The sequence below is a fragment of the Actinomadura citrea genome, assembly GCF_013409045.1.
GTDB lineage: Bacteria > Actinomycetota > Actinomycetes > Streptosporangiales > Streptosporangiaceae > Spirillospora > Spirillospora citrea.
This window is the reverse complement of the sequence record NZ_JACCBT010000001.1, coordinates 759,216-783,225: the sequence shown is the minus strand read 5'-3', so window position 1 is coordinate 783,225 and position 24,010 is coordinate 759,216. Positions and strand designations below refer to the sequence as shown.

At 71.1% G+C, this 24,010-nt stretch carries 22 protein-coding genes and 2 tRNA genes; 11 read left to right on the top strand and 13 right to left on the bottom strand.

Annotated elements, in window-relative coordinates; translation table 11 throughout:
* Positions 1–97: 97 nt before the first annotated feature.
* Positions 98–1,378, bottom strand: a complete 1,281-nt coding sequence (locus BJ999_RS03940) for a sensor histidine kinase (protein WP_229810211.1) — start codon at positions 1,376–1,378, stop codon at positions 98–100.
* Positions 1,379–1,615: 237 nt separating this feature from the next.
* Here BJ999_RS03940 and BJ999_RS03935 point away from each other — a divergent pair, with 237 nt between their 5' ends.
* A complete protein-coding gene (locus tag BJ999_RS03935; RefSeq protein WP_179832000.1) occupies positions 1,616–2,497 on the top strand; it encodes a LysR family transcriptional regulator in 882 nt (293 codons plus the stop codon).
* Here BJ999_RS03935 and BJ999_RS03930 read toward each other — a convergent pair whose 3' ends face one another.
* From BJ999_RS03930 to BJ999_RS03920, 3 genes are all read right to left on the bottom strand, one after another.
* Positions 2,498–3,448 carry a glycerophosphodiester phosphodiesterase gene (locus BJ999_RS03930; RefSeq protein ID WP_218934928.1) on the bottom strand — a complete coding sequence of 317 codons (951 nt, stop codon included), beginning with the start codon at positions 3,446–3,448 and terminating at the stop codon, positions 2,498–2,500.
* Positions 3,449–3,564: 116 nt separating this feature from the next.
* Positions 3,565–5,262 carry an adenylate/guanylate cyclase domain-containing protein gene (locus BJ999_RS03925; RefSeq protein ID WP_229810210.1) on the bottom strand — a complete coding sequence of 566 codons (1,698 nt, stop codon included), beginning with the start codon at positions 5,260–5,262 and terminating at the stop codon, positions 3,565–3,567.
* 78 nt (positions 5,263–5,340) lie between these two features.
* Positions 5,341–6,762 (bottom strand): amino acid permease, encoded by a 1,422-nt coding sequence (locus BJ999_RS03920; RefSeq protein ID WP_218934927.1) that lies wholly within the window; start codon positions 6,760–6,762, stop codon positions 5,341–5,343.
* 271 nt (positions 6,763–7,033) lie between these two features.
* Here BJ999_RS03920 and BJ999_RS03915 point away from each other — a divergent pair.
* The 4 genes from BJ999_RS03915 (at position 7,034) to BJ999_RS03900 (ending at position 8,019) form a co-directional block, all read left to right on the top strand.
* Positions 7,034–7,111: transfer RNA gene (locus tag BJ999_RS03915), tRNA-Asp, on the top strand.
* Positions 7,112–7,131: 20 nt separating this feature from the next.
* Positions 7,132–7,205, top strand: a tRNA-Phe gene (locus tag BJ999_RS03910).
* A 239-nt stretch (positions 7,206–7,444) separates the two neighbouring features.
* Positions 7,445–7,693: a type II toxin-antitoxin system RelE/ParE family toxin gene (locus BJ999_RS03905; RefSeq protein ID WP_373292712.1), complete on the top strand. Its 249-nt coding sequence runs from the start codon at positions 7,445–7,447 to the stop codon at positions 7,691–7,693.
* Positions 7,690–8,019 carry a helix-turn-helix domain-containing protein gene (locus BJ999_RS03900; RefSeq protein WP_067807575.1) on the top strand — a complete coding sequence of 110 codons (330 nt, stop codon included), beginning with the start codon at positions 7,690–7,692 and terminating at the stop codon, positions 8,017–8,019. The genes BJ999_RS03905 and BJ999_RS03900 overlap by 4 nt, the downstream gene beginning before the upstream one ends.
* Positions 8,020–8,731: 712 nt before the next feature.
* On the opposite strand, the gene BJ999_RS03895 is transcribed toward BJ999_RS03900, so the two are convergent.
* The gene (locus tag BJ999_RS03895; RefSeq protein ID WP_179831998.1) at positions 8,732–9,727 is read right to left on the bottom strand and encodes an SDR family oxidoreductase; all 996 of its coding nucleotides are present in this window, start codon (positions 9,725–9,727) and stop codon (positions 8,732–8,734) included.
* A gap of 86 nt (positions 9,728–9,813) precedes the next feature.
* Here BJ999_RS03895 and BJ999_RS03890 point away from each other — a divergent pair, with 86 nt between their 5' ends.
* The gene (locus BJ999_RS03890; RefSeq protein WP_179831997.1) at positions 9,814–10,404 is read left to right on the top strand and encodes a TetR/AcrR family transcriptional regulator; all 591 of its coding nucleotides are present in this window, start codon (positions 9,814–9,816) and stop codon (positions 10,402–10,404) included.
* Positions 10,405–11,329: 925 nt separating this feature from the next.
* On the opposite strand, the gene BJ999_RS03885 is transcribed toward BJ999_RS03890, so the two are convergent.
* The 4 genes from BJ999_RS03885 to BJ999_RS03870 all read right to left on the bottom strand — a co-directional run bounded on the left by BJ999_RS03885 (position 11,330) and on the right by BJ999_RS03870 (position 14,633).
* Positions 11,330–12,508, bottom strand: coding sequence for a cytochrome P450 (locus BJ999_RS03885; RefSeq protein WP_179831996.1), 1,179 nt, complete (start codon positions 12,506–12,508; stop codon positions 11,330–11,332).
* Positions 12,509–12,520: 12 nt separating this feature from the next.
* Positions 12,521–13,237 (bottom strand): helix-turn-helix domain-containing protein, encoded by a 717-nt coding sequence (locus BJ999_RS03880; protein WP_179831995.1) that lies wholly within the window; start codon positions 13,235–13,237, stop codon positions 12,521–12,523.
* A 148-nt stretch (positions 13,238–13,385) separates the two neighbouring features.
* Positions 13,386–13,919, bottom strand: a complete 534-nt coding sequence (locus tag BJ999_RS03875) for a hypothetical protein (RefSeq protein ID WP_179831994.1) — start codon at positions 13,917–13,919, stop codon at positions 13,386–13,388.
* Between the two features lie 105 nt (positions 13,920–14,024).
* Positions 14,025–14,633, bottom strand: coding sequence for a TetR/AcrR family transcriptional regulator (locus BJ999_RS03870; RefSeq protein WP_218934926.1), 609 nt, complete (start codon positions 14,631–14,633; stop codon positions 14,025–14,027).
* A gap of 27 nt (positions 14,634–14,660) precedes the next feature.
* Between BJ999_RS03870 and BJ999_RS03865 the strand changes: the two genes are divergently transcribed.
* Complete coding sequence (locus BJ999_RS03865; RefSeq protein WP_179831993.1) at positions 14,661–15,401, top strand: SDR family oxidoreductase; 741 nt, start codon at positions 14,661–14,663, stop codon at positions 15,399–15,401.
* A 15-nt stretch (positions 15,402–15,416) separates the two neighbouring features.
* Here BJ999_RS03865 and BJ999_RS03860 read toward each other — a convergent pair whose 3' ends face one another.
* Positions 15,417–16,352 carry a helix-turn-helix domain-containing protein gene (locus tag BJ999_RS03860; RefSeq protein ID WP_179831992.1) on the bottom strand — a complete coding sequence of 312 codons (936 nt, stop codon included), beginning with the start codon at positions 16,350–16,352 and terminating at the stop codon, positions 15,417–15,419.
* A gap of 119 nt (positions 16,353–16,471) precedes the next feature.
* Here BJ999_RS03860 and BJ999_RS03855 point away from each other — a divergent pair, with 119 nt between their 5' ends.
* Positions 16,472–17,221: a class I SAM-dependent methyltransferase gene (locus tag BJ999_RS03855; RefSeq protein WP_179831991.1), complete on the top strand. Its 750-nt coding sequence runs from the start codon at positions 16,472–16,474 to the stop codon at positions 17,219–17,221.
* An 80-nt stretch (positions 17,222–17,301) separates the two neighbouring features.
* Here the strand turns inward: BJ999_RS03855 and BJ999_RS03850 are convergent, their stop codons facing one another.
* Positions 17,302–18,597 (bottom strand): alpha/beta hydrolase family protein, encoded by a 1,296-nt coding sequence (locus tag BJ999_RS03850; protein WP_179831990.1) that lies wholly within the window; start codon positions 18,595–18,597, stop codon positions 17,302–17,304.
* Positions 18,598–18,830: 233 nt separating this feature from the next.
* Here BJ999_RS03850 and BJ999_RS03845 point away from each other — a divergent pair, with 233 nt between their 5' ends.
* The 3 genes from BJ999_RS03845 to BJ999_RS03835 all read left to right on the top strand — a co-directional run bounded on the left by BJ999_RS03845 (position 18,831) and on the right by BJ999_RS03835 (position 22,087).
* The gene (locus BJ999_RS03845) at positions 18,831–20,333 is read left to right on the top strand and encodes an alpha/beta fold hydrolase (RefSeq protein ID WP_179831989.1); all 1,503 of its coding nucleotides are present in this window, start codon (positions 18,831–18,833) and stop codon (positions 20,331–20,333) included.
* Between the two features lie 239 nt (positions 20,334–20,572).
* Positions 20,573–21,196, top strand: a complete 624-nt coding sequence (locus tag BJ999_RS03840; RefSeq protein ID WP_179831988.1) for a sugar transferase — start codon at positions 20,573–20,575, stop codon at positions 21,194–21,196.
* A gap of 201 nt (positions 21,197–21,397) precedes the next feature.
* A complete protein-coding gene (locus BJ999_RS03835) occupies positions 21,398–22,087 on the top strand; it encodes a class I SAM-dependent DNA methyltransferase (protein WP_218934925.1) in 690 nt (229 codons plus the stop codon).
* Between the two features lie 9 nt (positions 22,088–22,096).
* Here the strand turns inward: BJ999_RS03835 and BJ999_RS03830 are convergent, their stop codons facing one another.
* Complete coding sequence (locus BJ999_RS03830) at positions 22,097–23,347, bottom strand: MFS transporter (RefSeq protein WP_179831986.1); 1,251 nt, start codon at positions 23,345–23,347, stop codon at positions 22,097–22,099.
* A 19-nt stretch (positions 23,348–23,366) separates the two neighbouring features.
* Positions 23,367–23,942, bottom strand: coding sequence for an ArsR/SmtB family transcription factor (locus BJ999_RS03825; RefSeq protein WP_179831985.1), 576 nt, complete (start codon positions 23,940–23,942; stop codon positions 23,367–23,369).
* Between the last annotated feature and the right edge of the window lie 68 nt (positions 23,943–24,010).

Below are 24,010 nucleotides of genomic sequence, written 5' to 3'. Positions count from 1 at the left end.
GGCCGCCCCCCGGCCCGTCCCCCGCGCGGGCCGCCCCCAGACCACCACGACCCCGCGCCGTCGCCGCGGGGTTCTCCGCTTTCACGCCGCCGTGCGGCTAACCGGGCGGCCTGCCGTCATGGTCGGGCGGTATCCGCAGGACGAACCGGGCGCCGCGCTCGCTGTCCTCGATGGTGAGGCTGCCGCCGTGCAGCCGTGCGATCTCCCTGGCGATCGGCAGGCCGAGGCCGGTGCCCCCGGGGTCGCGGGCCTTGCTGTCCTGCAGGCGGGCGAAGCGCTGGAACACAAGGTCCCGGTTCTCCTCGGCGACGCCCACGCCGTCGTCGACGACCTCCAGCACGGCGGTGCCGTCCTCCCGCGACACCTTGACGTCGACACGCGACTCGGCGTGCCGCTCGGCATTGTCCAGCAGGTTCGTCAGCAGGCGGACGAGCCTGAGCCGGTCCCCGCGCACCGTCACGCCCTCCTGGAGATGCGGGACGATCCGCTTCGTCCGGTCCGACCTCGCCAACTCGATGGTGACCAGCGCACCGAGGTCGACCGTCTCGACGTCCTGCCAGGCGGCGGCGTCCAGCCGGGCGAGCTGCAGCAGGTCCGTCACGATCGCCTGGAGCCGTTCCAGGCTCTGCAGGACGTTCCGCGCGGTCTGCGGCCAGTCGACGTCGTCGGGGAACAGGAGCGCCTCCTCGATCTGGGCGCGCGCGGCCGCGATGGGGCTGCGCAGATCGTGGGACGCGTCGGAGGTGAAGCTGCGCTGCCGTTCGAGGGCGCTGTCCAGCCGGTCCAGGGTCGCGTTCGCGGCCTCCGCGAGCCGCCTGATCTCGTCCCGGCTCTCCGGCACCGTCACCCGGCGGCCCGACCGGTGCGCGGTGATCTCCGCCAGCTCGGCCCGGATCGCGTCCACGGGGGCGAGGGTCTGGTCCACCGTCGTCCAGGCGCGCAGGCAGCCCAGCAGGATCACCAGCAGCGAGACGCTGGCCAGGAAAATGATCAAGCCTGGGCTCACGTACCAGGGGATGATCGGGACGGCGGCGTAGATCAGCCAGTCGCCGCCCGGCCTGAAGATGCGGAAGCCGATCACCCACAGGCACCGGTGGCGCCCCACCGGCGAGCACACCCTCCGGGTGGCGTACACGCGCGTCTCCGACGGGACGAAGCTGGCGAGCGGACGGTCGGCCGGCGCCCGGCCCGAGGTCCCCGCGATCACCGTCCGCTTCACGTCCACGACCTGCAGCATGACGCCCGGCACCCCGTCGAACCGGTCGGGCGCCGACCCGCGCCGCAGCTCGTACGACAGCCGGAGCGCGGCCGCGTTCGCCTCGCCGCGGGAGGAGTCGGTCTCCGATCCCCGCGCCTCCACGAGGATCAGCGTCGTCACGATGGCACAGATAACGGCGGTGACCGTCCCGGCAATAACGGTCATCCGCACCCGTATGGACCATGTGCGCCGTCCGTACACCCGACCTCCCGCAGGTGAGGTAATCACCGCACACGCCCGGATCAGTCCTCTGAACAGCAGCGATGCAGCCAAGACCGGCAAAAGAATTGGTTGCCGGACCGACCGGGCATGCAGAAGCCCGGGCGCTGGGAGGGCACGCGACTAGCATGTCCCGTTATGGAGCTGCGCCAGCTTGAGTACTTCGTGGCGGTCACGGAAGAGGCCGGCTTCACCAGGGCCGCGGCCCGGTTGCACGTCGCCCAGCCCGGCGTGAGCGCCCAGATCCGGCAGCTGGAGCGGGAACTGGGCCAGCCGCTGCTCGACCGCTCCGGTCGGACCGTCCGGCTGACCGAGGTCGGCGCCGCCGTCCTTCCCTACGCGCGCGCCGCGCTCGCCGCGGTCGAGGGCGCCCGGCTGGCGGTGGACGAGCTGACGGGCCTGCTCCGCGGGCACGTCACGATCGGCACGATCGACTGGATCCGGTCGCTGGACCTTCCCGGCATGCTGGCCGGATTCCACCGCGACCACCCGGACGTCGAGATCACCGTCGTCCAGGAGGATTCCGCGACGCTGACCGAAGGACTCCGCACCGGACGGATCGACCTGGCTTTCCTCAGCCTCGGCGGCGACCCGCCCGAGGGCGTCGCGACGCGGGTCGTCATCGAGCAGGACCTCGTCGCCGCCGTCGCCCGCGGCCACCCGCTGGCGCGCAGGTCCACGATCAGCCTGCGGGCCCTCGCCGAGGAGAACCTGATCTGCCTGCCGAAGGGCACCGGGCTGCGGGCCGTCCTGGACGGGGCCTTCGCGGACGCCGGCCTGCGCCCGCGCGTCGCGTTCGAGGCGGGCGAGCCGCCGGTCCTCGCCGAGATCGCCGCGCACGGCCTGGGCGTCGCCGTGCTGCCCGAGTCCGCCGCCCGCGGCCGCCCGGACGACCTGCGCGCGCTCCCGGTCGTCCGGCCGCGGCTGACCGGGCGGATCGCCCTGGCCTGGCGCACCGAGGGGCCGCGCAGCCCGGCGGCGCGGGCGCTGATCGCCCGCGCGCGCCGGTGGCCCGCCTGATCAGGCCGCCCGCTCCGCGGAGTCGTCCACGACGCGGTGCAGGACGTCCGGCCTGTTGGTGATGATCCCGTCCACGTCGAGGTCGATCGCCCGCTCCATGTCGCCGGGAGCGTCGATCGTCCAGGTGAGCAGGTCCATCCCGGCGTCGTGAACCTCGTCGACGTAGGACTCGGTCAGGCCACCGAAGGCGGGATTGACCTGATCCGCGTACTTCGCGAGCTTCGGCAGATCCGCGGCCTTCGGGGTACCGAGGAGGCCGGTCGGCACCTTCGGCAGGACGGCGTGGAACCGCCGCACCGACTCCCAGTCGAACGACTGGACGACGAGGCGCCGCTCCCGCGGGTCGTACCGGAGCCAGGACGGGAACCGCCTCAGCTCCGCCGCGATGCGTCGCTCGATGCCGGGGTACAGCCCGGGGTTCTTGATCTCCAGCAGCAGCCCGAGGCCCCTGCCGCGCATCCCGGCCAGCACCTGGCCGAGCGTCGGGACGCGCTCGCCCGCGTACTTCTTCGCGAACCAGCCGCCGGCGTCCAGCCTCCCGATCTCGGCGAGGGTGAAGTCGGCGACCTTCCAGGGCTTGCGGCCGGGGTAGACCTCCTCCGCGTTCGTCGTCCGGGCGAGGGTGGCGTCGTGCATGATCACGAGCTGGCGGTCCCTGGTCTCCTGGACGTCCAGCTCGAACATGTCCGCCTTCTTGGGCTGGGCGAGCCGGAACGCCGCCAGCGTGTTCTCCGGCGCGTACGCGGACGCGCCCCGGTGCGCGACGTTCAGGACGCCGGCGTCCGGATCCGGGGCCTGGGCGGGGGCGGTGCGCGGGCGCGGTTCCGGGGCGCCCGGCAGCAGGGACAGGGTCGGGTCGGGGCCTGGACGGGCGTCGGCGGGCGCCGCCGGGACGGCGACGGCCGCGGTGGCCAGGACGGCGAGGAGCGCGAGACGATTCCGCCGGTGCATCAGTCACCTCTCGGGAGCCGGGCTGTCCGCCCCAACCCTCGGCCCGTCCGGTGACGCCGGAGTTACAGATCGGTAGCAGACTGTGTACCGAAGGTGACGATACGCATCGGGTCCCGTCAGGACGAGTCAGACACGGCCGTACCGCCGGAATGGCCTCCGGGCTCTTCGGGACTGCCCTGCCCCGCGGCTTTTGCGCTCTTGGCCGCTTTCGCCAGCACCAGTGCCCCGAACAGCAGCCTCCTGCTGCGCCTCAGCGGGCGCGGGAACCTCGTCCGTCCCGTCCCCGGCGCGGCCCGTGGAGCGGGGATCACGGGACGCGCCGGGCGGCGGGGCGTGCCCAGCCGTGTCGGACGGCTCCGCCCGCGCAGCGTCACCGACCGTCCGAGGTCCCACTCGTCGGACTCGGCGAGGTGCGCCAGCTCCAGAACGGTCGCCGAGGCGAGCACCCGCCCCTCCTCGTCCTTGGCGAGGTCGCTGAGCCGCGCCGCCTCGTTCACCGGATCGCCGATCACCGTGTACTCGAACCGCTCCTCCGCGCCGATGTACCCGGCGACGACCGGGCCCGCGGACACCCCGATCCCCGCGTCCAGCATCGGCACCTCGGCGCGCAGCCGCACCGCCAGCTCGCGGGCCGCGCCGAGCGCCCCGCCGGCCGAGTCCTCCACCTGGGTCGGCGCCCCGAAGATCGCCAGCGCCGCGTCCCCCTCGAACTTGTTGATCCAGCCGCCGTGCTTGGCCACCGCCGACACCACGACGCCGAAGAACCGGTTGAGCAGCCCCACCACCTCGTCCGGGCTGCGCGTGTCGGCCAGCCTGGTGGACCCGGTCAGGTCCACGAACAGCACGGCCACCTCGCGCGTCTCGCCGCCGAGCGTGACGACGCCGCGCTCCAGCGCCAGGTCGGCGACCTCCTCGCCGACATGCCGCCCGAACAGGTCGCGCAGCCACTCGATCTCCCGCAGCCCCGCGACCATGTGGTTGAACCCGGCCTGCAGCTGCCCGACCTCGCTCGCGTCGTACACGTCCACCTCGGCGCCGAGGTCCCCCCGCTCGACCTGCGCCATCCCGCTGCGCACCGCCTTGATCGGATCGGCGATCGCGCGCGTCGCCATGTAGATCACGCAGACCCCCGCGAGCAGCGCGGCGCCGCCGAGGCCGAGGATCGTGATCGCGAGCTGGGTGACGTTGATGTCCGGCGAGGCCAGCGCGGCGATCGCGACGCAGATCAGGCCGAACACCGGGATCGCCGTCCCGAGCGCCCAGGCGAGCATCACGCGCGTCGTCACCCCGGGCAGCCGCAGCCTCTTCGGACGCTCCGCGCCCAGCACCAGCGCCGCCGCCGGCCGCAGCAGCCGCTCCGACAGCAGGTAGACGATCGTGCAGGTCGTGCCCGCGCCGAGCAGGCACGTCAGCCCCGTCTTCACCGCCAGCCGCCCGGTGAACAGCATCATGTCGAGCGCCGCCCAGCCGAGCGCGCCGACCCCCCACAGCGCCCCGACGAGCAGCGTCAGCCGCAGCGGCCCGAGCAGCACGGCCCGGCGCTGCCGCCGGTCGGGCTCTCCCCCGTCCCGGACGAACGTGACCACGGGACGCCACAGCCACAGCCCGCACAACAGCGCCGCCGGAGCCGCGACCACCGGATAGCTGAAGAACGCCACCGCGTTGACCAGATGAACGTAGTCGCGGTCGTCCAAGGGCGGATCGGGCACCACGAACGTCGCGAACAGCAGCACCACCAGCGAGCCGATGATGTTCGCGACACCCACCACGACCAGCAGGACCCACCGCACCCGGATCTCGAGCCTGCTGGTCACGCGCGCCTCCGGAGGGAAGGAACCGCCCATGAGGGATCATCCCACGGCGGGCGCCGTCCCGCCGTGGGATGTCCTCACTCAGGCGCTCGTACTCTCCTCCGCCAGCGGAACGGGCACCCGCGCCTCCTGCGAGCTACGCCGGACGAACAGCCAGCCGACCACGACCAGCGCTCCCCAGGCGGCCATCACGTAGAGCGCGATCCGCGTATCGGCCTCCCACGCGATCGTCACCGTGACGAACGCGAAGAACGCCAGCACGGCCCAGCTCGTGTAGGGCGCCCACGGCATCCGGTACGGCGCCCTCGGCAGCTCCCCGGCCGCCGACCGCCGCCGGTAGACCATGTGCGCGACCAGGATGACCGTCCACACCAGCAGGGCCCCACCGGTGGACACCGACGTGATGTACTCGAACGCCTTCTCCGGCACGACCGCGTTGACGACCACCCCGATGCCCATGACCAGCGCGGAGATGACGACCGTCAGAACAGGCACACCGCGCCCGTTGAGCCGTCCGAGCACCTTCGGACCGTCCCCGTTGACGCCCGCCGTCCGCAGCATGCGGGACGTCGAGTAGAGCCCGCCCGCGTTGCAGGACGACAGCGCCGCCGTCAGCACCACGAAGTTGACGATGTCCGCCCCGCCCGGAATGCCGATCTGGTCGAACGCCAGGACGAACGGGCTCGCCCCGCCCTTGAACGCCGTCCACGGCACCACCGCGAGGATCACCAGCAGCGACCCCAGGTAGAACAGCGCGAACCGCACCGGCAGCGCGTTGATCGCCCGCGGGATGTTCTTCTCCGGATCCTTGGCCTCGCTCGCCGTCACGCCCACCAGCTCGACGCCCAGGTAGGCGAACATCACCATCTGCAGCGTCATGATCGTGGCCCCGGCCCCCTCGGGGAACACGCCCCCGTGGTCCCACAGGTTCCCGACCCCCGCGGTGTCCCCCGCGTCGCTGAACCCGAAGACCAGCACCCCGAGCCCGACCAGGATCATCATCACGATCGCCGCGACCTTGATCATCGCGAACCAGAACTCCAGCTCGCCGAAGAGCTTCACCGAGATCAGGTTCACCACGAACAGGACCACCAGCGCCACCAGCGCCGTCTGCCACTGCTCGACGCCCGGCCACCACTTCTGGATGTACTTGCCGGCCGCGGTCAGCTCCGCCATCCCGGTCGTCACCCAGATGATCCAGTACGTCCAGGTCGTGGCGTAGCCCCAGAACGGCCCGAGGAACTCCCGGGCATACCCGGCGAACCCGCCCTCGGCCCGCCGGTACGTCAGCAGCTCGCCGAGCGCCCGCATGACGAAGAACAGCGCCAGCCCCGCCACGGCGTACGTCAGGATCAGGCTGGGCCCGGCCTTGGCGATGTTCTCCCCGGCGCCCAGGAACAGCCCGGTGCCGATCGTCCCGCCGATGGCCAGCATCTGGACCTGGCGGGTCCCAAGCCCGCGTTGGTAGTCCTCCGCGCTCTGGTCTGGGAGCTTCGCGACCACACGGCCTCCTCTCTACAGCCGCCCCGCAAGGGGCGGCAGCGCCACCCTCCGATCACGCACCGTTGCGCAACCCGGACAGAGTAGGAGCCCCAAGCACAAACACGAAACACTCTTGTCCGCCCGGTTTCTCCCCGCCCGGATCGTCCCCTCACCCGCCCGGGGTAATCGAGTTGGCGACCCCCTCGGCCATCGCGTATGCTCTCGGACGTCGCCAAGCGCCGGACACACCGGCCAAGACACCCCTCCAGAGCCGCTAGGCTCGGAGACGCAAGGTCCTGTGGAGCAGCTAGGAGTGCTCGCCACCCTGTCAAGGTGGAGGCCGCGGGTTCAAATCCCGTCAGGACCGCCAGACGCGCCGACGCGCGTCCTGGGCAGGTAGCTCAGTCGGTACGAGCGTCCGCCTGAAAAGCGGAAGGTCGGCGGTTCGACCCCGCCCCTGCCCACCTCAAGGACCAGCAAGAACGCCCCGGAGCCATGTGGCCCGGGGCGTTGTGTTTGACGGCAACGGACGTCATCAGGAAGCGGACGGTCAACCTCGCAGTATGAGCTAGAGGTTATATTGGTCGGGTGCCCTGGGACGTCATCCTCCTTGAACCGGTTGAGAGCTGGTTCCTCAAGCTGTGTGAATCCGAGACGGACACTGCGGCCTTGATCGAGCAGGCCGGCCGAGGTCGGGCCGACGCTGGGACGACCGCTGGTCGACACACTGGAACACAGCGAGCTACGCAACCTCAAGGAGCTGCGGCCCGGAAGCCGAGGCCGATCGGAGATCCGCATGCTGTTCGTATTCGATCCAGATCGGGCAGCGATCTTTCTTGTGGCCGGAGACAAGGCCGGGCAGTGGTCACGCTGGTACGACGAGGCGATCCCACTGGCGGAAGCCCGGTACGCCGAGTACCGGGCAGCGAAGGATAAGGAGGGCGGACGATGAGCACCGGACGTCGCTGGCAGGACATCAAAGCCGAAGCACACCGCCGCAACCCCGAACTGGCCGACCCCGAGCGCCAGGCCCAGGCCCGCGCCGAACTGGACGCCTACGTCGCCGGCCACCACCTCAAAGAACTCCGCAAGGCCATCGGCAAGACACAAGCCGAGGTCGCCCAGATCCTCGGCGTCAGCCAGTCCCGCGTCTCCCAGATCGAGAACGGCGACCTCGAAGCCATGGAGCTGGAGACACTCCGCGCCTACGCCACCGCACTCGGCGGCCACGTGGACATCACCGTCAGCGTCGGCCCCCACTCGATCAAGGTCGCCTGACAGCACTGACCGGTGACGGCAACCCTGACGGCAACGATGGCCACCAGACAGCACCGTGGGCGCACGTCGAGCACCGTCTGACCTTGGTCAACGGGGTGGCCGCAGGGTGGGTGCTACTTCTGAAAAGCGGAAGGTCGGCGGTTCGACCCCGCCCCTGCCCACCTCATGTGACCAGCCAAAGGCCCGGAACCACTCGCGGTTCCGGGCCTTTTGACAGCAACAGCAACGACGCGCGTTCGGCGCCTATCCGGCATGTCTACGCGGCAACCGAAGCCAGCGAGCCCTGGCCGCAGAACTCTGCGAGCTGACCAACTCTGACACCGTCACTCGACACGAGGTCTCGCTGGGAACGCGGCGAAAGCATCCCCGACGACTGGTTGCCCTACCTGGCCCGCGCGCACAACATCCCCCTAACCGTCCTAGAACGCAGCCCAAGCCCGCGCCACGACCCCCGCCCCGACGGGACTCCGTTCGACCTATCGGCCTTCTTCGCCGACGGCCAGTCCCTGAAGAACCGCGTAGCCAACGCATGGCACGGCCCTAAGTCAGGGCGGGGCGTGGCCTAGATGAACTGCATGACGACGAACCCCCGGAAATCGGTCCGCGACACCACTCAACCCCCTACGTGGCGCACATGAAGAAAGCCGTACGGCACCCCAGATAGCCGCCACAGCCCCGGCACCCGCAATTCGCAACTCCAACCCACAGAGCGTCACAGGGTGCCGAAAGTGGTTCCGATGGCCGTCATCCGCTCGACGGCGAGGGCCGGGTCGAGCAGGGCTTCGGGGGTGTGCAGGCCGGGGCCGGCGGGTTCGCCGCGCAGGCCGAGGAGCCGCTCGACGCCGAGGGCGATGCCGAGGGCCGTGAGGGGGCGCTGGCCGGCGGGGTGGAAGAGGTGGCGGCGGGTGCGGAGAGGGTCGCCGGACGGGCCGGTTCCCTCCAGGTCGATGAGGACCTCGGTGGAAGCCGGCTCGCCGCGTCTACGGCCGGCCGAAGCGCCGACGGCGAAGTCGAAGTGGACGTCACCCGCCCCGGTGGCCAGGGCGAGACTCGGGACGTCGAGGATGGCGATCCGCTGGCCGGGCAGCACGACACCGTCGATGCTGGGCACACCCACCTCCGCCTCGGCCCCGGAGACCCAGGTGAAGGCCCCGTCCTGGCGCACCAGGCCGGCGGAGGTGACAGCGGCCAGGCGCTCCAGGTCGTCGAGCGCTGCCGGTCCGCCGGCGTCCTGGTCGTCGAGGACGGCGGCGATCCGGATGGCGTCGAGCCGCCCGAACTCCCGGGCCAGGTCCATGACCACGAGGACGACGAGGCCGGCCAGATAGTGGCTGGCCAGCAGCACCGGAACGGCACTCGCCCGCTGGGCGGCGGCGACGACCTCCGGGGCGATGCCGACCAGGCCGCTGGAGATGCTGAGGTAGGGCAGGCCGCGCTCCTGGGCGTAACCGAGCCCGTGCAGGCGGGAGTCACGCACGGCTGCGACCACGGCGGAGAAGTCCTGCTCGGCGGGGAGGCCGAGGTCGGGACGCTGAAGGTCGAGGGTGACGGCGATGGCGTTGCCGAGTTCGTCGGCGACCTTGCGGGCGCGGTCGAGGTTGCGGCCCGCGATGGCCAGGGGCAGGTCCGGGTGCCACTCCCGTAGGACGGCAGCGGTGTCCGAACCCGCCTGACCCGATCCGCCCATGATCAAAACCGGCTGCTTCATCTGCAGAGTCCTCTCACTCACATCAAGCTACATTTTGTAGCCTACACTTTGTAGCTTAGGCTGGTGTCGTGACGCAAGGGAGGACGATGAGGGCACCGACGACCCGCCTGTCCAAACAGGCCAGGCGAGAGCAACTGCTCGACTCGGCGACGGCGATCGTCCGCGACCGTGGGGCCGACGGCCTGACCCTGGTCACGCTGGCCGAGGCCGCCGAGGTGAGCAGGCCGATCGTGTACGACCACTTCGGCACCCGTCAGGGGCTTCTCATCGCGCTCTACCGGCGGCTCGACGAGCAACACCGGGCCGCGCTGACGCAGGCACTGACGGAAGCAGGGCCTGACGCATACGGGGTCGCAGGGCTGATGGGCCAGGCCTACCTCACCTGCGCCACAGCCATGCCGGAGCTCAACGCGATCTCGGCGGCGCTGAAGGGGAGCCCGGAGATGGAAGCGGTCCAGCACGAACTGCTCGATGACTACACCGACCTGATGGCCGACGCGCTGGCCCCCCACTCCGGCCTCGGCGCCCAGGCGCTCCGGCTGCGCTGCGCCGGCGCACTGGGCGCCGCCGAGGCGATCGCCGCCGAACTCAACCACGGGCGCACGACCGCCGCCGACGCAACCGACGCGCTAACCGACCTGATCATGAGCTGCCTGGCCGCCGCGCCCCGCCGCTAACGCGACTCGCCGTTCGCATGGCTTCGTCCGCGTGTAGCGGCAACGTTCGTTGATGAGTTTGGGCAACACCCTTGATCGGACCTGTCCCATCGGGAAGTGGAACGCGAACGGCAGCCGCCACAGGTACGACGGCAGCACCAGCAGCGGCAGCGCGTAGGCCAGCCGCATAGCCCAGCGGGGGGCGGCCGTTCGGTGTCGCTGGTAGCCGGGACCTTGTGCGTAATTGGCTTGGGCGGCACCTTTCGTCCACGTACAGTGCGCTCCTGGTAGCCCTCCCGGAGGTCGCAGGAGAAGGCAAGGCGGTATGAGGAGCAGGAGCCCCCAGGAGAAGAAGCAGCTCAGTTACGCCAAGGACCGTCGCAACGCGTACGCGGAGAACGATAAAAGTTCCAGGAACGCGGTTCGGCTGAACAAGCGATTTCCCAATCGTGCCAACCGTCATCGCCTTCATCAGCTTCTTCAGGAAGCCGCGGGCAGTCCCGACATGGGGAAGGCGATTGAGGTTGAGGAGCGTCTGGCACGTCGGCGGCCGAAGACATGGCGCAAGGAGCCCGGCCTGCCGTTGGGAGATTGGGTCGAGAGCAGATTGCAGCGGCGTCTCCGTCTGGAGGACGACGCACGGGCCGATGAGGGACGTCTTGCCCGCGTTCGACGGCGTGGCCGGCGGGTCAAGCTCCGCACTCTTCCCAAGGCACGTGTCGCGACCGAGGGCACCGTCGAGCGGCGTTGGTAGCGACTACTTCTGTTCTCGCCGTGATCTGATGGTCGCTTCGAGTGACCGTCAGGGCGTGGACGAGGCTGGGGCGAGTGGGCGAGTCTGGCGGGAGCAGGTGCGTCGGCGATGGACCGCGGAGCAGGACCGGGACGCCCTGGCCCGTCTCATCGAGTACGACGCCGACCCGTTCGAGGTCGAGACAAGTCCGTTTCAGGAGTTGCTCGGGCCGGCCAGCGCGAGGTCGAGTACGTCGATGCCGACCGGTGTGCGGGCGGTGTCGATCCGGCTCACCGACCACGGACCGGGCAGCCGGTGCAGCAGCCCGCCTATCGCGATCGCGACCTGATGCCGGGCCAGGTGCGCGCCGAGGCAGAAGTGCACGCCGTGGCCGAAGGACAGGTGTTGGCCTGGAGCGCGGTCCGGCCGGAATCGGTTCGGCTCGGTGAACACTCTGGGGTCTCGGTTGGCGGAGAGGATCATGGTGATCACCCGCTGGCCGGCCTCGACCGCGTGTCCGGCGATGCTCGTCGGGCCGGTGGTGAACCGGTCGGTGCCACCGGTCGGCGGGAGAAACCGCAGGACCTCCTCGATGGCGCTGGGCACCAGATCGGGGTTCGCGCGCAGTGCGGCCAGCGCGTCCGGGTGAGCCGTCAGGCACAGCACGGTGTTGACCAGCAGCGTCTTGGTGGTCTCGTGGCCGTTGATGAGCAGCAGTGTGCAGAAGTTGAGCAGCTCGTCTTCGGTGAGCCGGGTGCCGTCCGGTTCGGCGGCCAGGAGGACACTGATGATGTCGTCCCGGGGGCGGGTGCGACGATCTGCGAACGCCTCTTGGAAGTACTCGGTCAGCTCGGTCCGCGCGGCTCGGAACACCGCCTGCCGTGCCGGGTCCTGGGCGAACGCGCCGGCGAAGGAGGTGATCGCCTCGGTCCAGCGCACGAAGTCCGGCTGCCGGGCGGGCTCGATGCCGAGCAGCGCGGTGATGGTGTGCACCGGCAGTGGGTAGCCGAGCCGGCCGATCACGTCCAGCTCACCGTCCACTTCGGTCAGTTGGGTTCGCACCGTGTCGGTGATCCAGGGCAGCAGCGTCTGAACCGCGCGAGGAGTGAAGGCCCGGCTGACGAGCTTGCGCAGCAGTTGGTGTCGCGGTGGGTCGATCGCGGCGAGGCTGCCCAGGACCGGGTTGTTCCGGTGCGGCACGGGTCGCGCGCTGTAACGCAGTTCGTCGGAGGAGAACGCCTGATAGTCGGTCAGTACCTGCTTGACTTCGGCATGGCCGTGTACAGCCCAGGCGCCCAGACCTTCCAGGTAACGCATGCCGTCGCCGACAAGACCGTGCCGCGCGGTTTCTCGGTGCCAGTCGAGGATCTTCTCGACGACCTCATTGCCCATGCCGCGAGCGTGTCATCCTGGGGCTGGCGAAGCTTGGAGAAAACGGACATCGCGCAGCAACGTGTTCGGCGGCACACCCACCGCTTCCCGGAACTCGGCGAGCAGGTGCGATTGGTCGTAAAAGCCACTACTTGCCGCGATATTGGCCCAGTTCGGAGGTTCGCCCCGAGCCAGTGCAGACTGCGCGGCGGCCAGTGCCTCGTGCAGTCGGACCACCCGGATGTAGGCCTTTGGCCGGAGCCCGACGGCGACCACGAACCGGCGCCGCAACTGCCGTTCGGACAATCCCACCTCAGCCGCGTGTCGGCCCACAGGAGCGCCCGGTGCCGCGTGCATGAACGCCACCACCTTGCGCACCCGTTCGTCGACGCGGCACTGCCCCGCCCGCGCCCGTACCAGCGCCAGCGCGCCCGCAAGCCGTGCCTGCGCCGGCCCTGGCAGGCGCCCGACCTCGATGGGTGCCCCGGCCAGCGGCACCTCGTCGGCCGCCACTCCGAACAACCCGGTCACGGTGCCCGGTCGCAACCGCACTCCGACCAGCGCTCCGCCCTTGGGCAGCGGCCCCTGCCGGCAACGTGTCTCCGGCCCGGCCAGCCGGCACCGCCCGTCCGGCATCACCACCAGGTCGACGGCGGGCTGCGGTAGTGCTCGAGGCGCCGCAACGCCTCCCACGATCCAGCACCCGACCACGAGGCGGGCCAGGTCGGCGGGAACGGGCAGCTCGGTCACAGGTGCAGTCAACCCGCCCGGCACCCGGGAGGCCAACGATTAACGCAGTGCGGCTCCTTCTGAAGAAGACCCTGACAGGCGGCTTGGCGGGACGCCCCGATCGGTGTGCCGGCGTCCTGCTTGGATGCGCCGGGGGCCGGTGCCTACGTCAGGGGTAAGAGGTGTCGTGGACGCCTGCCGGGGCGCCCATGGCGTCTTGGAGTGACTCCAGGAGCTTTTTCAGGTCGCGTCCCTTGGGCTCGTTCAGGAATGTGGTCACGGCGGCGTAGACGTCCACCGTCGCGTTCGGATGGGCTGCGTCGTGCTCACCCATGAGAAACCGGGCGAAGGTGGGGGATTCCGGGTCCTCGTCGAGCACCCATTCGCCGCCGACGTCGCTGAACATGTACTCGGCGCAGTACGCGGTCAGAAGCAGGTCGAAGGGCTTGTAGCCGATCATCTCGAACGGGGTGAGGTCCTCGGAGGCGCAGATCGTGCTCATGTGCGTGAGGCCGTGGCTCGGGTGTTCGAGGAGGATCTCGGGTGGGTTCCAACGGGAGAGCTGGCCCAGGTGGACGACCAGTTCGCGACTCGCTTCGGCCCAGGTCGGCAGCAGTTCCCGGCGCTCGTCGCGGACACGGGTGGCCGCGTCCGGGGTCAGCGGGTCGGGCAGCGGCTGCTCCGGATCGAACGGGTACGCCATGAACTCTCCTGATCTTGGAACGGTCGGACACCGACACCAGCGTCGAGCGATCGGACAGGATCGCAGACCTCGGCCCGCTGTTCCCTGAGCATCGCCTCTTCGAGATCACGCCCAGTGGTGCTCTGCTCGGAGACCGTCGACGAGGATCGACAGCAGGCGCGGTCCTCGTGCGTCGAGTTCGGCGTCGTCCAGCCGCGACAACCAGCTGATGAGCACGATGACGTCGCGGGCTTCGGCGTCGGCGCGGACGGTGCCGGCCGATCGGCCGGCGGCCAGCAGCTGCTCCACCGCCTCACCGATCGGGCCGAGGCTGTGGGCGGCGAGGTCACGCCACGTCGCGGCCTCGACGGCGGCGAACACGTCGCGCTTGACCCGGGCGTAGGCGGCCACCCGATCGAACCACGCCGCCAGCGCATCCAACGGCCGATGGGTCGCCAGGAGACGCGGAGCGGCGGCTACGAGGTCCTCCACTTCGTGGCGGTACACCTCGGCGAGGAGGTCCTCGCGTGTGGGGAAGTGCCGGTAGAGGGTGCCCTGCCCGATGCCGCAGGCCTTCGCGACGGCGTTGAGCTTCAGCTCCCCCGGCCCGCGCACGAGATCACGTGCGGCCTGAAGGATTCGCTCCCGGTTGCGCTGTGCGTCCGCACGCCGCGTCCCGCCGCTCTGGACGGAAGCGGACACGTGTCCGCTAAGGTCGTCGGTATAACCGGACATGTGTCCCATTCTAGGCGGAGGTTCCTCATGACCACTCACGGCAAGGTCATCGCCATCACCGGCGCCAGCAGCGGAATCGGTGAGGCGACGGCTCGCCACCTCGCCTCGCTCGGTGCGGCCGTCGTGCTCGGCGCCCGCCGCACCGAGCGGCTGGACCGGGTGGTCGCCGAGATCGAGGCCGCCGGCGGCGCGGCGGCCGCCACGCGGGTGGACGTCACCCGTCCCGAGGACCTGCAGTCGCTCGTCGCCCTCGCCGTCGAGCGCTTCGGTCGTCTGGACGTCCTGGTGGGCAACGCCGGGGTCAGCCGGATCGGTTCCGTGGCCGACCTGGACGTCGAGGGCTGGTCGGCGATGGTCGACGTGAACGTCAAGGGGATCCTGCACGGGATCGCCGCGGCCCTGCCGGTGTTCCGCCGTCAGGGCGGCGGCCACCTGGTCACCGTCGTCTCGACGTCCGGCCTGAAGATCGTCCCCACCCAGGCGGTGTACGCCGGGACGAAGAACGCGGTACGAACCCTTCTTGAGGGCCTGCGGCAGGAGAGCACCGACGGGGTCCTGCGGACCACGTCGATCTCCCCCGGCTACGTCCGCACCGAGCTCATCGACAACGCCGTCGACGATCCGGCCGTGCGGGAGCAGGCCAGGCGGAACATGGCCGACCTCGGTATCGACCCCATGGCGGTGGCTCGGGCGATCGCCTTCGCGATCGACCAACCGGACGACGTCGAGATCGGGGACCTGACCATTCGACCGACCCGCCAGGGCTGAGCCGTTCGGTTCGTGTCATGGCCATGCTCGCTCGGCGCGGCGCCATCGCTGCGGGGTGGTGCCGTAGCGGTTGCGGAAGCGGCGGACGAGATAGGTGGCGTCGCGCAGGCCGGTTCGGGCGGCCACGGCGTCGAGGGGCAGGTCGGTCTCGCGCAGCATCCGCCGGACTTCGATCATGCGCCGTTCGGTGATCCATTCGAGGAGGGGACGGCCGGTGCGCCGGCGGAGCACGGTCGTGAGGTGTCCGGGCGTGTAGCCGAGCGTGCGGGCGACGTCCGCGGCGGAGACGGGCTCGCGGAACGTCGCCTCGATCTCGGCGAAGACCTGCTCGACGAGCGGGTCCGGCGCGCCGGGAGCTGAGGGTGCCAGTCGTGCGGCCGCGACGAGGAGGCGGGTGAGCGTGGCGGCGATGGCCTCGCGGGCCCCGAGACGGCCTGGGTCGGCGAGTTCCCCGGCCAGGTCCGTCAGCAGCGCCGACCAGGTCGCCCGGTCGGGTTCGGCGACCCGGCCGTGCCCGGCGCCGGGCCCGAACAGGGCGAGGAGGGGATGGTGCGTCCAGGTCAACGGGGAGACCGAGGCCAGGGCGGGGACCGCGTCCGGCGTGAACGCCGCCGACCACGCGCGGCTGTGGGCGAGTTCGGTGACGTCCGCGACGCCGATGACCTGCCCGGGCGACACGGCGTGGACCTGTCCGGCGCGCAGCGGCCGTTCGGCGCCGCCGATGACGACCGAGCCCGCGCCTTCCTCGACGTAGACGAGGACGAGGAAGTCGTGGGCGTGCCGGTGGTCCGGCGGCAGGTCGGCGTGGGCGGTTTCGGTGTCGAAGCGGGTCACCGAGATGGGAGGCAGGCCGGGGCGCTGCTGGTAGCGGTAGACGGGCGTCCCGTCGAGCCGAACCGTGCGCAGCCTCGACTGGGAGCCCGGCGAGGCGCTGACCGAAGAATGTCCCATGACTCCCAACGTATGTCCTGCTCGGTAGCCGCGGAATGTCCAAGACTCGGAGGTGACGACGGCAGGCCTGTCAGGGACGCTTCACGGCAGACCGCCACCGAATCTCTGGAGGGGCACCCATGGACGTTCGCATCCTCGACCAGCGCACCCCGGAGGAGCGGGACCGCCCGTTCCTGCCTGGCGCGGGCAAGACCTGGCTCCTCCCGTTCTATGACGTCTTCTCCGGGGTGGCCGGCGTCCGGGCACTGCACGAGCGGGCGGTCGGACTCGCCGGTATCGAGCCTCGTCAGGCGGTGGTCGACGTCGGCTGCGGCACGGGGAACCTGTCGCTCGCCGTGCTCGCGGCCCAGCCCGCCGCGCGGGTGACCGGCCTCGACCCCGATGCGGACGCCCTGCGCAGGGCCGCCCGCAAGGCGCGCCGCCGCGGCGTCGATCTCACCCTCGTTCGGGGATACGCCGACCGGATCCCCGCCCAGGACGCCTCCCTCGACCATGTGGTCTCGTCGTTGGCCCTGCACCACCTCGATGACGACGGTCGGAGCGCGTTCGCGCGCGACGCGCTGCGTGCCCTTCGACCTGGAGGAACGGTCACCATCGTCGACTTCGGCGGCCCCTCGTCCAATGTCGGGGGCGCCGACCACTCCACGCATGGCCATGGCCACGGCCGCGGCCTCGCCCACGTCCTCCGGCACCTGCCCCGCCTCAGACGGGCCCGGCCGGCGCACAACCACGTCATGTCCCACGACCATGGCGACGGCGTCGTCGCGCTGCTCGCCGCGGCCGGGTTCGACGACGTCCGGGAGGTCGCGCACGCCCTCCGAAGGTTCGGCCGGGTCACCTTCGTGCAGGCGACCCGCCCTTCGAGCTGACACGCACGTCATCGATGCTTCGGACGAGGGCGGAGCGCCTCAGACGTCGGCGAACCTGGGCGCCGGGCTCGCGGTCCGGGTCAGGGGACGAAGGTGATCTCGGGGAACCTCGGGGACGGGCCGGACAGCAGGTTGCCGTCACGGTGCCGCAGGTGAAGGTCGAAGAACGCGGTCAGGTAGGCGCGCTGGGCGGCGATGGCCCGGTCCGCGGGGATCGTGCCGAAGGTGGAGTCCAGCCTCGCGATCACCTCGGGTGGGAGCGGCACGGCCTTCTCGAGTTGCCGCACGAGCGGGGGCATGTCGGTGTAGGTCTGGTGGGCGGCGCCGCTCAGCCGGAGGTCGAGGCGCCAGCCCCGCAGGTTCGACCAGAACTCCGTCCAGGTCGAGTCGTTGAATCGGCCGTGGGTGGGGCTGCCCATCAGCATGAACGGGCGGTCGAGTCCGGTGGCGGCGGCGGGCCCGTTGATGCTGCCGTCCAGGTCGACGCCGGCGCGGACACGGCGGTCCTCCGCCATGATCTCGGCCGCCGTGTCGCCGCCGACCGAGTGCCCGAACATGCCGGTCCTCGACAGATCCAGAGTCCCCCGCAGACCGCGGGGCAGCCTGCGGTGTTCGGCGTCGGGATTCTTCCCGGCGTCCAGCTTCGCGAGTGCGTCGAGGACGAACCTCGTGTCGGCCTGGCGGACCCTCAGCGACTTGGCGTGCTCGGCGTCGGACGGCTCGGGCGGCTGCTTCCCGAGCTCCAGCCGGCCACCGGGGAACTCCACGAACGAGGCCTCGTAAGTGTGGTCGATGGTGACGACCACGTAGCCCCGGCTGGCCAGGTCCTCGACCAGCGCCGTGTTGAACTGGCGCATCCCGGCGAATCCGGGGGAGAAGAGCACCACCGGATGGCTGCGCGGGCGTGGACCGGCGGCGGGCGCGTCCTGGTAGGCGTGGGTCAGCGGAAGGTCGACGTTGTCGAGTGATGTTCCGAGGCTCTGGCTGGTCTGCTTCTTGTAGAGCGCCGCCGACTTCGGCGGAAGCCAGGGGGCTCGGCGTTCTCCGCGGGTTCTCGCGGCCGGATACCACACACTGATCATCAACTCGCGCGGTGACGGACGTGAAATCCACGGGTCCTTGCGGGAACGGTCGACCAGGTGCAAGGACGTCGTTCCGATCCGGTGCGGACCGGTCGGCTCCGGCAAGGTCAGCTGGACGCGGCCGTTCCGCTGCCCGGACGAGGCGAGAGCGGCCTTCCCCGCAGGAGCGTCCCCTTTCGCGACGGCCACTCCCGCGGCGGCGAACACGAGCCCGATGGTCCCGGCGGCGGCCACCGCCGCCCGGAGCCGTACCGAACGGCGCCTCACTGTGCTGGAATCCGCGTTGGAGATCATTGCCTGAGACTGACATCGCGGGAACGCCGATGACAGGCCGCCGGCACTGGCTCAGGGTAAGACCCGGGACAACCCTGAAGCGGTCTCCGGGTCGGCACGACCGCCGCGGCGCAGGCCCTTGGCCGGGCGCTCAGGCGGCGACCTGGCGCCGGTCGCATCCCTCTCGGGTAGGGGCGGCGGGTTCCCCTTGCAGGACGATGCGTGGTCGATCACCCGCCGTTCATGCTCCGTGCATGCAACTGATCTCCAGGACGGTGGGAATGCCGGCGGCCGCGCTCGCCGTGGTCGCGGCAGGCGGCATGGCCGCCGGCCCGGCAGGAGCAGGGACTCCGCAGCCGACGCCGCAGAGCGGGGCGGGTTGCGTGCCGGTGGCCCGTGCGGTGTGCGGAACGATCCAGGTGCCGCTGGTGCGGGCTCGTCCCGAGCTCGGCGGCACCACGGTGGCCTACGTGTTGGTCGGGCACCGCGACACGTCCCGACCTGCCGAGGGAACGGTGACGATCAATCCCGGGGGCCCCGGCGATTCCGCAATCGCGTCCGCCTCCCGGTACGCGAAGATGTTCGGCGGCCTGTTGGAGGACCACGACCTGCTGCTGGTCGATCCGCGCGGGGTGAACCGCTCCGATCCGGTCACCTGCGGAGCCCTCGGTTCACTGCCCGCGACCCGTGACGGGTTCGTACGGGCGATCGGCGAGTGCGGTCGGGCGCTGGGGGCTCGCGCGCGCGGCTACACCTCGGCCGAGACCGCCGACGACATCGAGGCCGTCCGCGCCAAGCTGCGGATCGGGCGGCTTGACCTGCTCGGAGAGTCCTACGGCACCTACCTCATGACCGTCTACGCGCAGCGGCATCCCGGCCGGGTGCGCTCCGTGGTGCTCTCCAGCGCCTACCCGCTCGACTTCGACATGTGGGCACGTCCCAACGCGAGCGCCGCCCGCAGAGCGCTGCGGCTGATGTGCCGGCGCAGCGCGGGCGCCTGCGACGGTGACCAGGTCCTGCGGGATGTCGCGCGGCTCGCCCAGCGGCTGCGCGCGAGGCCGATCCCCTACACGCTGGACGGCCCGCAGCGCCTGCTGGACGACACCGCCCTGGCCGCGATCGTCTACGCCTCGGCCAAGTCGGCCCCCGCCGCGATCGGCGACATTCCCGCGATGGTCCGCGATGCTCTGCAAGGCGACACCACGGCGCTGGTCGACGCCGCCCGGCAGGTGGCACCGCTGAGCGGGTCGGCGCTCCGCCGGGAGGAGCAGCAGCCTTTCAATCCCGAACTGGCCGCGGCCGTGATGTGCAACGACTACCCGACGCTGTGGAACCGCAGGGCGCCGGTCGCCGCCCGGCTCCGGCAGTTCTCCGCCGGGCGCGCGGCACTGCCCGAGCGGACCTACTGGCCGTTCGGAAAGACGGCCTGGACCAGCATGAGCTACGACCAGGGCGACGCATGCGTTCGCTGGCCCGACCGCCGCGGCCCGGTGCAGCGAACCAGCGGGCCGTTCCCCGACGTCCCGGTGCTGGTCGTCTCCGGTGACCTGGACGCCAACACCCCGACCGCCATGGGACGGCAGGCCGCACGTCAGTTCCGCCGCGCCACGGTGGTGGAGGTGCCCAACGTCGGTCACGTGGCCGAGCAGGAGCCCAGCGGCTGCGTGGCCGCGATCCAGACCGGCTTCATCCGCGGCCTGCGAGTCCCCGGCACCTCCTGCCTGGCCGGCATCCCCCCCGCCCCCGTACGGCCCTGACGGGCTCGGATTCCGTGAACCGACAGCGAGGGCTTCGGTGTGTTCGGTCGTCCGGAACGCGTGCACTGACGGACCGGAATAGGTGGCTCTCCGTCGGCCCGGCGACACGGTGAGGGGTAAGGAGGGGGCACCTTGACCCTGTGCCCACAAACAAAATGAAAGAACAAGAAACGCTGCATATCCAGCAGCAGAGGCTCGGGGCGATACGGGACGCGATCTCGGATCTCCCCGGAGCGAAGTTGACCGGACCCGCCTGGACTCTCAGCTCCGAGAAAAGGGCGCTGGATCTGCTGATCGCCACAGCGCTCTCCCCGGTGTACGTGCCGACGGCCGCCGTCGGGGCTTCGCTGATGTTCCTGGCGGACGGCCGTGCGCCGGTCTTCCGGCAGTGGCGGATCGGCAGGGACGGCGTCCCGTTCAGGCTCCTTCACGTCCGGACGATGCGGGACGGCCGAGGGATGGACGCGAGTCGCGGCTCCGACGACCCTCGGGCGACCCGCCCTGGGAAAGTCCTGCGCAAGGGCACCTTCGACCAGTTCCTGGAGGTGTACCACGTGCTCCGCGGTCACATGGCGATGGCCAACCCGCGTCCCCTGCTGCAGTTCGACCGGCGGCTGATGAGGGAAGTCCTGCCCTCTTCCGTGTACAGGGAGTGGGACTGGGCGTCGACCATCGGCCGGCCCGGCATGTACAGCACGTTCGGGAACGAGAGCATCGGCCTGGAACCGCAGAGCGAAGCGTTCCTGCTCCGGCGGTCGGAGTGCGACATCGAGGACGCGCACTGCGCCTGCCTGGAACGGGACCTGAGAATCCTCGGTGACACGGCGAAGATCGGCTGGTCCTTCGTCAGCCGCGCTTCGTAGGTCGCCGGGCGTCAGGAAGGGAGGGCCCGGCCGCCGGCCGGGCCCTCCCCCATCTGTTCGCCCCCGTGCCGGCCGGGGACGCCGGTACACCCGCATCGCCCGGTTCCCTCCCCCGGACGGCGGCGCCGAGGGCCTGCTCGGGTGACGGGCCGGAAGTAGGGTTGGGACGTGTTCTCCGGGCAAGGGCCTTCTCTGCGGGAGTTGGCGGTTCAGGCGCTGTCGTCGGTCGAGCGCGGGTACGACCTGCTGGCTCCGAAGTTCGACGACACGCCCTTTCGGACGCCCGACCGGGTTCTTGATGCGACCGCGGAGTCGCTGCGGCCGTACGGGCCGTTCGGTCGGGGGCTGGACGTGTGCTGCGGAACGGGTGCGGGCATGCGGGTGCTCGGGCCTCTGTGCGAGGGACGCGTCACGGGGGTCGACTTCAGCGCGGGGATGCTGGCGCAGGCGCGGCAGGCGCACCCGGAGGCCGAGTGGGTCCGGGCGGACGTCCGGGCCCTGCCGTTCGACGGGGCCTTCGACCTCGCGGTCACCTTCGGAGCACTCGGGCACCTGCTGCCCGGCGAGCGGCCCGCGCTCTTCGCCGGGGTCCACCGCTCGCTACGCCCCGGCGGGCTCTTCGCCTTTCCGGTCGGGGCGCCGCCGCCCATCGCGTCCCGCCTGTACTGGGCACTGCTCGGGTTCGACGCGGTCATGCGGGTCAGGAACGCCGTGTGGCGTCCCCCGTTCGTCATGTACTACCGGACCTGTCCGCTGCACGCGCTCAGGAGCGATCTGGCAGCTGCCGGATTCACCGTGACGACCGTCCCGTTGGCGGCTCTGGGCACGCGTGAGGACGGCAGTCCGCGCGGGCGGCTCGTGCTGGCGCGCAGGCCCGAGTCGCAAGACTGAGGTCCGCGCTCAGCCGGGGTGGGCCGGAAGGTCCCGATGGCGGCGGAAAGGGCCTGCCAGGAGGGTCGTGCCGGTGAGGGCCAGCGCGCTCGTGGTGATCCACATGGCGGGCCGTACGCCCAGCGCCGTGCCCAGAGTGCCGCCCGCCAGGGCGCCCAGGGGGATGGTGCCGTACCCGACCAGTTGCATGCTCACGGTGATCCGGCCGAGCAGCGGGCGGGGGCTGTAGGTCTGCCGGAAGGTTCCCTTGAGGACGTTGCCCGCCGCGACACCAGCGGCGATGACGAACCCGCCGGCGAAGGCCGGAAGGAGCCCCGCTCCCGGTGCGGCGAGGGGGATCAGCAGGCCGAACGGCGCGGCGCCGATCTCGGCGGCGAGCAGGGTGCGGGCCGAGCCGAAGCGGCGGGACGGGACGGGCGCCGCGGCGGCGCCGAGCACGGCGCCCAGGCTGGTCGCGGCGGCGAGGGCGCCGACCGTGCCCGGGGTGACGCCGACCTCGCGGACGAGGAACACGACCAGGATCGACTGGTACCCGAACAGGCAGATGTTGCTGGCGGCCGAGAACAGGGTCAGCACCCGCAGGTAGGGGTCGCGGGCCACGAAGCGGAGGCCCTCGGCGATCTCCTGGCGCAGCGTCCCGCGCCGGACGCGCGCGGGGCGAGGCTCGCGTGTCCGGATCGCCAGCAGGCACGCGGCCGAGACGAGATAACCGGCCGCGTCGAGGAGGAGCGCGTTCACCGCGCCCGCGAGCTGGGTGACCAGACCTGCCAGACCGGGGCCGCCGACCTGGGCGGCGGCCTCGGTCGCCTGCACTCTGGCGTTGCCTTCGGCCAGTTCGTCGCGGTCCAGCAGGGACGGCAGGTACACCTGGTAGGCGGTCTGGAAGAACACGCTCGCGCCGCCGGCGCCCAGCGCGACGGCCGCCAGGTGGGCGAGGGTCAGCCGGTCGAGCCAGGCGGCGGCCGGGACGCTGAGGAAGAGCAGCAGGGCCAGCAGGTCACAGGCGAGCATCACCGGCCGGCGCGGCAGGCGGTCCACCCAGGCGCCCGCCGGGAGGCCGACGAGCAGCCAGGGCGCCCAGGCCGCGGCCGAGAGCAACGCCACTTGGAGGGTGCTCGCGTCGAGGGTGGAGACCGCGACCAGCGGGAGGGCCACGCTGGTGACGCTGCTCCCCAGCCTGCCCGTGGCCTGGCCGATCCAGAGCAGGCGGAAGTCGCGGTGCCGGCGCAGGCCGCCGCGCGCCGGGGCGGTGACGGTCACGGTCCGGCCGGGGCGGTGGTCACGGTTCGGCCGGGACGCCGTGGGCGAACAGGAAGACGGGCTCGCGGGCCTGCCCGTCGTCCGGGACGTCCCGCCGCTCCCACCGTTCGAGCAGCGCGAGGATCTCCTGCTCCAGCTCGCCGAGTTCGGCGGGCGTCAGGTGCAGCCACCTGTCGACGGAGAAGGCCGCCCCGTTCCATTCCTCCCGCTGCTCCCGGACGGCGTGCCAGGCGCGGACCAGGCCGATCTGCCGATCGAGGCCGAGCGAGACGGCCGCGCCGGCCACCGCCTGGCGGGACGGGTCGTCGTCGAAGTCGCCGGTGACCCAGCGCAGCTCCGGTGCCGCGAGCCGCCACCAGCGTTCGCGGCGGTCTCTGGCGAGTTCCGGCGCCTCCGTGATCAGACCCGCGGCGGCGAGCACCTTCAGGTGGTGGCTGATGTTGGCCACGGCCTGGTCGGTCCGGTCGGCGAGGGCGCTCGCGGTGGACGGGCCGTAGACCTTGAGGACGTCCAGGAGGCGCCGGCGGAGCGGGTGCGACATCGCAGCCAGCACTCGGGAGTCGGTCACCTTGGGCGCGCCGTTCGGGTCGGTCATGCGGCCATCCTCACATGCACAAGAACTATTGCGCAATAGCTCTTGTATAGTGCGCCAGCCGATGGTGG